9 protein-coding genes are annotated in these 12,757 nt (G+C 54.7%); 7 read left to right on the top strand and 2 right to left on the bottom strand.

The window, feature by feature from the left end; all coding sequences use genetic code 11:
* The first annotated feature begins 24 nt into the window (after positions 1-24).
* On the top strand, positions 25-807 hold the full coding sequence (locus SH528x_RS04895) for a rhamnogalacturonan acetylesterase (RefSeq protein WP_442509408.1): 783 nt from the start codon (positions 25-27) through the stop codon (positions 805-807).
* 118 nt (positions 808-925) lie between these two features.
* Here the strand turns inward: SH528x_RS04895 and SH528x_RS04890 are convergent, their stop codons facing one another.
* Positions 926-2,272 (bottom strand): glycoside hydrolase family 15 protein, encoded by a 1,347-nt coding sequence (locus tag SH528x_RS04890; protein WP_442509407.1) that lies wholly within the window; start codon positions 2,270-2,272, stop codon positions 926-928.
* A gap of 464 nt (positions 2,273-2,736) precedes the next feature.
* Positions 2,737-3,579 (bottom strand): hypothetical protein, encoded by an 843-nt coding sequence (locus tag SH528x_RS04885; RefSeq protein ID WP_442509406.1) that lies wholly within the window; start codon positions 3,577-3,579, stop codon positions 2,737-2,739.
* 599 nt (positions 3,580-4,178) lie between these two features.
* On the opposite strand from SH528x_RS04885, the gene SH528x_RS04880 reads away from it, so the two are divergent.
* The 6 genes from SH528x_RS04880 to SH528x_RS04855 all read left to right on the top strand — a co-directional run bounded on the left by SH528x_RS04880 (position 4,179) and on the right by SH528x_RS04855 (position 12,373).
* Positions 4,179-5,498, top strand: coding sequence for a DUF1552 domain-containing protein (locus SH528x_RS04880; RefSeq protein WP_442509405.1), 1,320 nt, complete (start codon positions 4,179-4,181; stop codon positions 5,496-5,498).
* Positions 5,495-8,083, top strand: a complete 2,589-nt coding sequence (locus tag SH528x_RS04875) for a DUF1588 domain-containing protein (protein ID WP_442509404.1) — start codon at positions 5,495-5,497, stop codon at positions 8,081-8,083. The genes SH528x_RS04880 and SH528x_RS04875 overlap by 4 nt, the downstream gene beginning before the upstream one ends.
* Before the next feature lie 244 nt (positions 8,084-8,327).
* The gene (locus SH528x_RS04870; RefSeq protein WP_442505492.1) at positions 8,328-9,461 is read left to right on the top strand and encodes an IS481 family transposase; all 1,134 of its coding nucleotides are present in this window, start codon (positions 8,328-8,330) and stop codon (positions 9,459-9,461) included.
* Between the two features lie 331 nt (positions 9,462-9,792).
* Positions 9,793-10,212 carry an HNH endonuclease gene (locus SH528x_RS04865; protein WP_442509403.1) on the top strand — a complete coding sequence of 140 codons (420 nt, stop codon included), beginning with the start codon at positions 9,793-9,795 and terminating at the stop codon, positions 10,210-10,212.
* A gap of 693 nt (positions 10,213-10,905) precedes the next feature.
* Complete coding sequence (locus tag SH528x_RS04860; RefSeq protein ID WP_442509402.1) at positions 10,906-11,163, top strand: hypothetical protein; 258 nt, start codon at positions 10,906-10,908, stop codon at positions 11,161-11,163.
* Between the two features lie 805 nt (positions 11,164-11,968).
* Positions 11,969-12,373 (top strand): GxxExxY protein, encoded by a 405-nt coding sequence (locus SH528x_RS04855; protein ID WP_442509401.1) that lies wholly within the window; start codon positions 11,969-11,971, stop codon positions 12,371-12,373.
* Positions 12,374-12,757 lie beyond the last annotated feature (384 nt).

Genomic DNA, 12,757 nt, shown 5'->3' with positions numbered 1-12,757 from the left:
ATAGAACGAAACAAGAGAAACACCATGACACACCGAAACATGAACAGGCTACCTCGCTGGATTGCAATGGTTGCCTTGCTGAGCAGCGTTGCCCATTTGCCGTCGGACGCGACGGCGGCCGAAGCGATCACGATTTTCATGATTGGCGACTCGACGATGGCCGACAAACCGCTGATCCCTGAAAATCCCGAGCGAGGCTGGGGCCAATTGCTGACGCTCTATTTCAGTCCAAACGTCACGATCGATAATCACGCTGCGAATGGACGCAGCTCAAAAAGTTTTCGTAGCGAAGGACGCTGGGATGTGGTTCTGCAGCGGATTCAGCCGGGCGACTATGTGATCATTCAGTTCGGACACAATGACGAAAAATCCGATCAGGCCCGCCACACTGATCCATTCGGCACCTACACCGAAAATCTTCGGCGTTTTGCACGGGAAGCGAGCGAACTCGGTGCGATTCCTATTCTGGCGACTCCCGTGGTCCGACGAAATTTCGATGACGAAGGTATACTGCAACCTACCCATGGCGATTATCCCGACGCGGTTCGCAAGCTCGCCAACGAGATCGATGTGCCTCTGTTAGACATGACGCTCCGATCGCGCGAACTGCTCGAGCGGCTTGGCAAAGAGCGTTCGGAGCAACTGTTCATCTGGACGGTTCCAGGCGAATACAGTCGCTTTCCCAAGGGCAACTCTGACAACACTCATTTCAATGCACTCGGAGCGACCCGAATGTGTGATCTTGTTGTCGCGGATATCCAAGCAAAGATCCCCGAACTCGCCGTCCAATTGAAGAGTAGCCGCTAACTGTATTTTCGCTTTACTGTAGTGGACAAGGCTACAGGTCCGTTCGTGCCTTAAGTCGCGGGGACTGGTAGCCTCGTCCACTACGATGATCCGGGACTCGTAGCCTCGTCCACTACCGTCATGTCAATCGTTTTGCGGTGATCTCGGCGAAGTGGAGTGCGAGACGCAGATTGGCTTGACTCCACAGCAGTGGCGTGGAGTCGTTAGGTACCCAGACGCCCGTGTCCAAGTCCTCGATGTAGTACGCTTCGGGACATTTGTATGCACCGAAGGGACTATCGAGGGAAGTGAGCTGTTGTAGCGAGCGATTCAAATAACGCAGTTGCAACGCTAAGTCCTCCGGATCGCCGGACGCTTCGAATCGCTGAGCGTAAATGCATGAAATGATTGAGTCAAAGATGCACCACTGTGCTTCGGTTCCTCGCTGGACTTCTAGATAGCGGCGTTTATCATCGGCGGACACGGCATCGGTGCGATCCTTTTCGGCAAATTGTTGCTTGTATTCCGGCGACCAAAAACTGTCGTGCTTGTAGCGAGCAATGCCAATCTCGCCCTGTAACTGAGATGTCACCCGCGCCAGGATCTCATCGGCTATGGCTCCCTGAACAAGCCCCAGCGGATAGATCAAGAACAAGAGTGCTGAGTCGACATCACGCTGTTTTCCATTACCTTGAATGCACTCGTTGGGTAGGATTTCATGAAGTGCTGCGGCGCCTGGCTGGATAAGTTTTTCGAGAAAACCGCGATCGATGCCATGGTTATGCAGCGTTTCTTGCACACTAGGAATCTCAAGCATTTCCTGCACTGCTTGTAACGCAGCGACCACCACCCCGATGCTCGAAGCCTCGATTTTTGGCCATTCTTCCCAATGCCCACTGTCTTCGTCTTGCCAGTACTCGATCCGCGAAAAAAAGTGGATCAACAGTACGAGTATTTGCAGTTGTTCCGACGTCGGTCGCAGCTTTTCACGAGTGACAAGTTTGGCGAATAACCACACGTAGTACCCGAGGGCATCGTTCTGCTTGTGGTTCCAGCCTGCGCCCGACGGAGTGTCCGAATCAAGTTCCGAGAGGGTTCGCCCATCAAAACGAATATGCGGACGGTCGATTTCAAGTTGCTTGTCAGACGAGGGCTGCAAACGGTGGCGATACTTTGCAAAGAAGCGGCACAACGCCTCGACCGTTTGAACGGCGGCGGCGTCGTTGCCAATCACCAACATCTGATGGGCGATATGAATATTGTCGCGCACCCACACCAACTGGTAATTAGTGTATTCACGCTCGCTGCCCGCAACGTTTGCCGCCGGGTAAAGCCCCGTATCCAAGACTGGCATCTGGAACGTGCCAAAATGGTCGAGTCGCTGCCGGATGGTTTGCAACTGACTGGCCATATTCGCAGCGTCCACCGATGGAATCGGACCTTGACGATTGTCGGACATCATGTCTTTGCCTTTGTTGCGTTGCAATAAGAGGGTATCCGAAAAGGGGTCTGACCCTCTTCGGCGAGGCAAAAAACTCAACAAAAACGACTCGCTTCCAAAGGGTCAGACCCCTTTTCGGATACCCTCTTATTGCTATTTCAGACGAAGTTCGAATACGGGAATCGCCTCGAAGTCTCTTGGACGTGGGAATCAGGGATCTTATGTCGCGGTCACCGCGACGTGGTTTCAGACAATAGCCGGAGGTCGCTGCGAAGCAACGCACCTCCACTATCCAAACTCGGAAAAAAACGCGGACCCCGGATGGGGCCGAAGATCGTTCGCTCCAAATACTTCGGATCGTTGTCGACACCCGTATCGTAGAGCATTGCGATCAGCTCGTCTTGAGATACTCAATTCCAAAAATGAGGTTTTTTGGATCCCTAGACACTCTGCGAAAGTTCGCTGCAGTAAACGCTACTTTTGCGGAGCAAAAGGCGACGATACGGCGACTATTTGGCGAAGGGGTTGGATTGGACGCCGCTCGATACGGGGCTGGAACGCTTGGGAGGCTTTGGTGGTTGATTGGGACAACTGCCTTGGCATTCTTTGTATGTCGGTGTTGGGTAGGGACTCGTTTTCTCGTCCGTGAAAAACTGGTCAAACAAACCACCCGACGAATCGCTCGCGGGCATAACACTTGGTAATTGTTGCGGTGAACTGGACGCTGCATCGCTATCGACTTCGCCGGATTCGTAGCCATATCCGAATCCCTGCCCACTGACTTGCTGGACCTCGAAACCATCCATGCTGTTCTCGAATACGGGTTCGCCTGAGACACTCCCAAACGACTCGCCAGCGACATTGCCGCGAGAGTTCGCTAAATCGGATTTGAATTTTTCGAAGTCCAGACCACTCAAGTTGCTCGTCGAGCTGATGATCATCACGCCCACAACCAAAATCATGGCCAACGGGATCATACCGATGGCGCTGAAAATTCCATTCAGAAAATAGGTCGCGACGCTACGCCCGACACTGCAGTGGCTGATTGCCGAAATGATCATCACGTACGTGCCAATCGAGAACACGCAGGCGATCAACCCCGCGATCGGCTCACCAGTCATCGCTAGCATGATCGCCATCGACACAAACGAGCTTGCCATCGTCGTCGCGAACACGATTCCGATCGATTTCCAAAACCCAAATTTCCCCGCCCCAGCGACTGCGAGGGCAAATTTCATCGAATAGCCCACCACCAAGAACAAGCCGATAAATAGCACGACTGCAAGAAGGGCGATTGGAAGGAGGGCGGAAGCAAACGCTTCCTGAGCCGCCTGCAAATTGGAGTCGTTCATGGTCTGTTTTTCTCGAGTTCTGAACCGTCATCGCGCAGCGGTAACCGCTGGATTCGGGGGTATCCCCTTTGAAACATAGGTCACGATCGTGGCGGAATCCGAAAAAAACTTGTTCGTCTTTCAGCGACGTAGTGCAGCATTTGCGTTTTGTAGCTACGCTCGCCAGAGCGTGGATTGTTGGCGTGCAAATGCGAATCACCACCTTCTGGCGAAGGTAGCTACCAGGAAATCGTGCACGGCGTTGGGCAGGAGCCACGGAACCAGTGGTGTCGATTACCGAGAAGTGCCCGAAATCGCGATATATGCGATAGAAAGGTCCCGTCGTAAAGCCTGTAAAATACGTCTGTTGCGGCGTTTCAGTGGATAGTTAGAATAAATACGTGGATAGTTGGAATAAATACGTTGCCTCACGCATCTATCAACCAATCCTGCCCCCATCCTTCCCCACTGAAATTCGGATCACGATTGCGTGCCGTTGCCACCTTCCCCGGCGGCGGGGCGAGTGACTTCGCGAAGCAAAAGTCTGTACGGATCAACACCTCCCCCTCAGACATTCCCAGAAAAGACAATCGGCCGTTTAACACGTTGAAAGATTGATCATGCTCAGTCGTAGAAAATTGCTGCAAGGAATCGCAGCCAGCACCGGTGCCGCATTGGGTGGCTCGCTTGTTTCCGAGCGACTCTTGGCATCGCCCGCCAGCAACACGACTCCAAAGCGGATCGTCTTCTTCATGCAGAACCAGGGCTTCGATCCGAAGACCTGTATTCCCACTGGGATGAAACACAGTGGCTCGCTGGCGAAAGCCAAACTGCCTGAGCCCATCAGTGCACTGGAACCCTACAAAGAACGACTGCACATCATCAACGGTCTGCACGGCATGCACACCAGTCCCTCGCACAGCGCCTTCTTCGGCGCGCTCGGTGGCTATCGCGGCAGTGACGGGGTGCCGCCCAGTGCATCGACGATCGATTATGAACTGAGCAAGGCACTGCCGCAGACGCTGCTGCCTCATCTGTGCATCGGCATGGACTCGATTGAGAACATGAAGACCAAGCCGACGATTGCGACGCTGTCGGCCAGCGGCGCCGGTTCGCCGATCTTCATGCATTCCAATCCGAATCATCTTTACCAGATGCTGTACGGCGGCATCTCCTCGGGAAACATTCGACTGCAACACGAAGCCCGGTCCAGTGTGATGAGTCAGGTCGAAATGCTGGCGGTCACTAAGGGCCAATCGCTTCCGGCATCCGACCAACAGCGTTACGGCCAATACGTGCAAGGATTCAAAGACGTCAACGGTTTGCGAGATCGCCTCGATACCGTTGCCGATCACTTGCGACAATTCGCGCCCACGGTGGACGAGCGATACACGACGCCAGAGTTCGAAACCGACTGGCACGATCGTTTGCTGGATCTCGGTATCTCGGCGCTCACCTCGGGTATCACCAATACGTTGACCATCGGCTCCGGCCGTGGCGAGATCTTCGGTGCCTGGAAGGGACTCGGCATCGATCAACAGGGACACAACCTCGGGCATATGGATCAGCCCGACAATCCGATCTGGATCAAGATTCGCCAGTACAACAGTCGGATGCTGGTGCGGATCATGGAGAAACTGGATAGCGTGCCCGAAGGCAGTGGCACGATGATGGACAATACGCTGATCGTCTACACCAGTAACAACGCGGACAAACAGCACACCAACGGTGCCAACTGGCCCGTCATGCTGTTGGGCAACCTCGACGGCGCCTTCAAATCCGGTTGCTTCACGCAGCTCGACGGCAAGCGACCGATTAACGCGCTCTACACGTCGCTGTTGCGAGCCGCCGGTCAGAACGTGGATCGCTTCAACATGGACGACAAGATGGCCAAGAAGTTTGACGACAGCAACGGCCCACTCAAGGAAGTGTTGGCATGATGAAGGTCAGATTTTCGTATTGCGAAAAATGTGGGATAGGCTTCCAGCCTGTCATGGCAGAAAAGACAGGCTGGAAGCCTATCCCACTCTTGCTCGCTTTGACCATCCTTCTGTTCAGCCTGGCCCCCGCGGCCAACGCCCAGACCTACACGCCTGGGCAGCCGGTCAACAAAGACTATGCCAGCTTCGCGGAATCGTTTCTCACGAACCACTGTGTCGACTGTCATGGCGAGTTCGATCCCGAAGGCAATCTCTCGCTCGAAGGCCTGGGACCTGTCGATGAAATCAACGCCAGTACTTGGACTAGCGTGTGGGCGCAGGTCACCTTGAAAGAGATGCCGCCTGAGGATGCGGAACAGCCCGAGGTGATTGAGCGGCTGCAATTCTCCGACTGGATCGTCGGCGAACTTTCACGCGTCATGCAAAACAAGGGCGGGTTCCAACTTCACCTCGATCCCAACAAAGGCAACTTCGTCGATCACGAGCTGCTGTTCGGTTCGCTGCCCGATGGCATCAAGCTGCAACCGACATCATCGCCAGCACGCATCTGGCGTGTGACCCCAGAGGAACACATCACCCGGCTCAATGAACTGATCAACACCGAGCCAGAGTTCGATCCGGAAAAGCCGGGTCTACGCACCCATGGCGATGTCGTTCCCACCAACCACGGCGGCGAACTGAAACTGTACTTCGGTACCGATCGCATCATCTTTTGGCAAGGGGGAACGGTCGCCTACGCCACCTCCGTCAAGAGCGTCCCCGCCATTCTGTCGTCCGCCCGCAATCATGGACTGGAAAACTATCCTGACTTTTACACCGTCAACAGTGCCGAAGCGACTCAGATCATGGGCATCGCCGGCGACATCATTCGTTACATGGCCGAAGGGCCGCTGAGTATCGCCCAGCCGTATCAGATCACGGACGACCCTAAATCGATCGCCGATAAAATGAAGGGCGATCTTCGTGGTCTGCCCACAAGCCTGGTCTACAGCACCAAGGTGGTCCGTCCACTGACGCCGGTCTATGAGCTAATGAAGGAAGACGGCGTGACCGACGAGCGATTGCGAGCCGCGGTCGACTACCTGTTCGAAGCCCTGACGTTCCGGCCGCCGAGCAAAACCGAGTCCGACGCCTACCTGGATATCGTCAATCAATCGATCGAAAAGCTCGGCAAGAAAGACGGCGCCGTGCTCGGTCTGTCATCCATCTTCCTTGATCGCGACGCACTGTTCCGACCCGAGTTGGCCGAGTACGGCAAACCGGACGAGTATGGCCGCGTCATGCTGCAGGACTGGGAATTAGGCATGGCGGTCAATCATGCACTGCGCTACATCCGGCCCGACGAAACGTTGCGAAGTGCCGTTGTCGAAGGCCGCATGCGCACCCGGGCGGATGTGAAGCGTGAAGCTGAGCGGATGTTGGCCGACGACAGTATCCGCAAGCCTCGCATCCTGCGATTCTTCCGCGACTACTTCGACTACGACCTTGGTGGCTACATATGCAAAGATACAAAAGCGCTGACGGAAACGGGAGCGAACAGCCGAGGACAGGCTCACTACAACGCCATGTTCGACGCAACGGCTAGCACGGACCGTCTGATCGAACTGATCCTGCAAGAGGACAAGGATGTACTGAAACAGTTGCTAACGACCGACAAGGTCGTGGCCACCAAGGCCGACAATGTCTACTTCGGCCGGAAACGCTCTAAGGAAGAAATAGCAGCGGCAGTTGCTGCGGAGAAGAAGGCGGCGGCCGAAGCGGCAAAGAAAGAGGCGGCCGAGCTCGAGGCTTGGAAGCAGGCCAACCCAGACAAGGAACCGCCCGAGGCAAAGAAACCGAAGAAGCGAGCAAACGTCAATCACAACGTTGCCGAAGCAGACCTTTCGGGGCCGAAGATTTACGCTCGCGTCAGTCGGCGTAGTTTTGGCAACGGATCGATGAAACCCGAACGCATCCTGGCGACAGCCCCCGAAGGCCAGCGATTGGGCATCCTGACGCACCCCAGTTGGCTCGTTTCTCACTCCGACGCCATGGACAATCACGCGATCCGCCGCGGCCACTGGATCCAAGAACGACTGCTCGGTGGGGGCATTCCCGATGTGCCGATCACGGTGGACGCGATGCTTCCGGATGAGCCCAAGAACACGTTGCGTGAGCGGATGCGGGTGACTCGGGAAGAGTACTGCTGGACGTGTCACAAGAAGATGGACCCGCTAGGGCTGCCGTTTGAGATGTACAACCACGCGGGTCTGTATCGCGAGGTGGAGCTCGACAAACCCGTTGACAGCACGGGTGAGATTATCGATTCGGGCGACCCTACGCTGGATGGCGAAGTCGCCAATGCGATCGAGTTGATTCAAAGGCTTGCCGAGAGCGAGCGAGCCGAGCAAGTCTTCGTCCGACACGCCTTCCGCTTTTGGATGGGCCGCAACGAAACGCTCAACGACGCGCCCGTACTGCAGCAAGCGCACCGCGCCTACAAAGAGAGCGGCGGCAGCATGAAAGCGTTGCTAGTCTCCCTACTAACCTCCGACGCATTCCTCTACCGCAACCGAAGCGATGCAGCGTTGGCGGACGCGAATTAGCACTTGCGATTTTTTTTCGTAAACGTCGCGAGTACGCCCAGCTGCATTGCTCGTAGTTGACGTGGCTACACGTCCCAGAAGCGGGATCAGCATCCAATTCCCCCACGGCAGCCAAGTAGGGCCGGTTCCCTGTATAGACCGGAGACATGGGTGGCGCTTTTTCGGGGACATGGGTGGCGCTTTTTTGCAGTAATCATACTTACTCCTTTTAGGAGCAAGTATGGGCTGGAAAGAGTTCGATCGAGTGTCCCAACGAGAAGAGTTTGTCCGCTTGGCAGAGGCCGACGGAGTCAATTTTAGCCGGTTGTGCGAGCGGTTTGGTATCTCACGCAAGACTGGCTACAAGTGGCGAGAGCGTCACCGAGCTTGCGCCGAAGAACCTTTGGTGGATCGCTCGCGAAAACCTCACCGATCCCCCACACAGACGCCCGCGGAGATCGAGCAGAAAGTGCTGCAGATCCGCGATGCTCACCCGGCCTGGGGCGGCTTGAAGATTCGCAAGCGGCTCAAAGTCATGGGTGAAAAAACGCTTCCTTCGCCCAGCACGATCGCCGCTGTCTTGAAGCGACATGATCGCATCAGTGACGCTGAATCGGCCAAGCGAAAGCCATGGACGCGGTTCGAGCGAGAGCGTCCCAACGAGCTGTGGCAAGTTGACTTCAAGGGCGAGTTCGCGCTGAACAACAAGAGCTATTGTTACCCGCTAACCCTGCTGGACGATCACTCCCGGTTTTCACTGGGGATCCTCGCTTGTGGGAATCAAACGCGGCAAACGGTGCAAAGTCATTTTCGCAACGTGTTCGCAATTTACGGGCTTCCACACGCGATTTACGTCGACAACGGCAACCCGTGGGGCGGTAGTCACTTGATGCGTCACACACGTTTTACGGCGTGGTTGATGCGTCACGATGTGGAAGTGATTCACGGTCGTCCACACCATCCTCAGGGCCGCGGCAAGCTGGAGCGATTTCATCGCACGCTAAAACTCGAAGCCCTGCAGGATCGCTCACTGAGCACGCTGGCGGAAGCTCAAGAGTGCTTTGATCTTTGGCGAGACGTCTACAACTTGGAGCGTCCTCACGGGGCATTGGATTTGGAAACACCTTCGCAGCGATACCAAATCAGTGAGCGACGTTTTCAGGAGAAAACGGATCCGTTCGAGTATAGCGAACGCTACCAAACACGCCGCGTCAACAGGGTTGGCCAGTTCCGTTGGAAGGGGAAGACGTACCGCATCAGCGAAGCATTCCAGGACCATCCTATCGGCTTGAGTGGGACTCAAACGGACGGCGTTTGGGATGTCAGTTGCTGTCGTTTTGTGGTGGCCCAGATCGACGAGCGGACTGGCGAAATTCGACGTCACCAGCCTCGCGGCTGAAGTTCGCTTGCGCTCACTTCAGCCGCGAGGCTGGTGAGCGAGGACGGGGAAAGCTATGCTTTCTCCGCCCCCCGCTGTCTTGTTCAAAGCGCCACCCATGTCCCCGAACGAAATATTCCCACCGGCCGCGGACATTAGCTGTTCAGTTGCCATTAGTTACAGATGAAGTGCGACCGGTGGATGTTCGGTTCCATCGGCCATGTATGGCAGCGGCCGGTAGGAACCGGCCCTACTTCACTGAAGAACTCGATTCATTGATTGAGCAAATCGACGAACTGAACTTGCTTAAGGCACGAGCCGCCTTCACGCTCCGTCACCAAGACGAAGCTTCGTGAGTGAATATGTCCCTGTCGATCTGCGGCGAAGAGTTCGGGACGCATTCTTTTCTTGCTGTGCGTACTGCCAAACCGATGAAGCATTAACGGTCGCCACGTTTGAAATTGAACACATCACTCCAATCTCGACTGGCGGTGCCACCGAATTTGAGAACTTGTGTCTCGCCTGCCCTGCTTGCAATCGCTTCAAATCAAATCGCACGCGATTGATCACGGGCGCCGGACACGAAGTGAGCCTGTTTCATCCGCAGCAAGAGAATTGGCCTGACCACTTTGATTGGTCCGTCGATGGAACGGTTATCGTCGGCCTGACTGAAGTTACCCAAGCCACAATCAAGACGCTTCGCATGAACTGGCAACAGGCTGTTGATGTTCGAGCACTTTGGGTTGATGCCGGACGTCACCCGCCTAAGTAATATCATCGTCGTTGATCTGTAGGGAAATCTTTTCCCAAAGTTAGATCGTTCCGTAACGGCTGGAAAAACGGTTAAACATCAACGCGAGCCAAGTAGGGCCGGTTCCCACCTACCGCGGGCATTGATTGTTCAGTTGCCATTAGTTTCAGATGAAGTGCGACCTGTGGATGTTCGGTTACGCCAGCCATGTATGGCGGCGGCCACTAGGAACCGGCCGTACGTCACTCATGCACTTGGCCTGCCTGAGCGAAAGGCCTCCACATGCGGATTTGCGAGGCGCATACCCCAAACAGAGTCCTGGCGGTTTCTCGTCGCCGACACCAAAGGTCCCACTACACCCACTCCATTACCACACGCCGGGTTCAGCAAGCGACTAGCTTTTGAAACCGCGGATTGATACGATTTTCGCAGGCAATCAAGAGTGTTGCGGCTTCGAGCTCACGGTTCGTTGCCCGCTTCCAATCGATTGGTTACACGGGCTCGTGACGCTGAATCGCTGCAGGGGTTAACCGAGCTCTTGGATTCTTCGGGTCATTGCCTCTTCAAAATCCATTTCAATAGTGCGTTAAGACTTCTGAGCCACCAAGGGCCGGTTCCCACAGGCAACGGGTGTTGGATGACCAATGCGATCGGCGAGGACGGGGGGACGGCCGGTAGCAACCGGCCCTACGCATATTTCAGGCTAGACAAATCATGAAGAAACACGAATGGCGAGAGAAAACCGAAGAGGGCGAGACTCGCTTGGTCACCGCGACGCGGCACGGGGGTCAATGGAAGCTCCGGTCCCGACTGAAAACCGAAACGGAATGGACCCTATTTCCAACCATTCCTCTTGAAGACCTCGAAACACTGCACGAACTTATGTCGAATAAATATCGGCGACAACGCGCGCCGTACGAGCACGTCTTAGAAATTGAGGCCCTGATTGCAGCAGCGAACCCTCAAAAATAGTTTTAAAAGCCTTTAAAACGGGCCACTTCGAAGAGGAAAAGGTACGCGGGTTTCCCTTACCTCCGGTTAAAATTCCCCCCGGTCTTCTCGGCGAGGATTCGTGCACGAGTTGCTCAGGTTTGCGCGGTCAATTGAACAGGAGGCAATAGAGATAACAGAGCTTCAATTTTAGCTTTGTTTTTTGAGTTTTGGATTCAACAAAGCCTGAGTCCTGAATGCATCAAGCCCTACATGGGTTCTCCGTTTCCTCCCTTACCTCCTGTTCAAATTCCACCTGGGGCTTCGCGGCGCGGGTACGTGCACGAGGCGCTCCGGTGTGCGCGGTCGATTGAACAGAAGGCAACAGAGATAACAGAGCTTCGATTCCAGCTTTGTTTTTTGAGTTTTGGATTCAACCAAGCCTGAGTCCTGAATGCATCAAATCCTACACGGGTTCTCCGTTTCCTTCCTTACCTCCGGTTAAAATTCCCCCCGGTCTTCTCGGCGAGGATTCGTGCACGAGTTGCTCGGGTTTGCGCGGTCGATTGAACAGGAGGCAACAGAGATAACAGAGCTTCGATTCCAGCTTTGTTTTTTGAGTTTTGGATTCAACCAAGCCTGAGTCCTGAATGCATCAAGCCTTACACGGGTTCTCCGTTTCCTCCCTTACCTCCTGTTCAAATTCCACCCGGGGCTGTCTGTGCGTGTTCGTGGGGACTCGGGTTCGTGCACGGGGTGCTCGGGTTCGGACGCTTGATTGAGCAGGAGCAAACAGAGATAACAGAGTTTCGATTCTTACATCGTTTTCTCTGTTTGGAGCGTAAAAATGCACTCACTGTTTGAAAAAGCCTCGGGACTCACTCACGATGTGATCGGCGCTGCAATTGAAGTGCAAAGGGAAAAAGGGCCCGGATTACTTGAGTCGATCTACGAATGGTGTCTCACCAAGGAACTTGAAATCCGTGAACACGAAGTTGACAACCAACAGCAAGTCATCGTCGAATGGAAGGGATTTCAGCGTGAGTATCCGCTCCGATTTGACATACTCGTTGAGGGATGCCTATTCGTCGAGGTGAAAGCAGCTGAATCGGTCCACCCCATCCATAAAGCACAGCTTTTGAGCTACATGAAATTGCTGGACATTCCGATTGGGCTGATCATCAACTTCAACGTTCTCAAACTTACCGATGGCGTCTCGCGGCTAATGCTGCCGGGAGCCAACCAAGCCTGAGACTTGGACGCATCAATCCCTGCACAAAATCTCAGTTTCCTCTTGTTAAAATGCTCCCGGGGCCTGTCCGCTCGAGTTCGTGCACGGGGCGTTCAGGTTTGCGCGGTCGATTGAACAGGAGGCAACAGAGATAACAGAGCTTCGATTCCAGCTTTGTTTTTTGAGTTTTGGATTCAACCAAGTCTGAGTCCTGAATGCATCAAACCCTACACGGGTTCTCCGTTTCCTCCCTTACCTCCTGTTCAAATTCCACCCAGGTCTGTCTGTGCGTGTTCGTGGGGGCTCGGGTTTGTCTGCTTGCTTGTGAAAAAGTGGTTCTCTGGTCTTTCCACGATGGTGCGGATGGGGACACAGCAAATTCGTTGCGTTGATACCACGGGCGTT

Origin of the sequence: Novipirellula methanifontis, from assembly GCF_052161655.1 — a bacterium.
Classification (GTDB): Bacteria; Planctomycetota; Planctomycetia; order Pirellulales; family Pirellulaceae; genus Novipirellula.
This window is presented reverse-complemented; position numbering and strand designations above follow the sequence as displayed.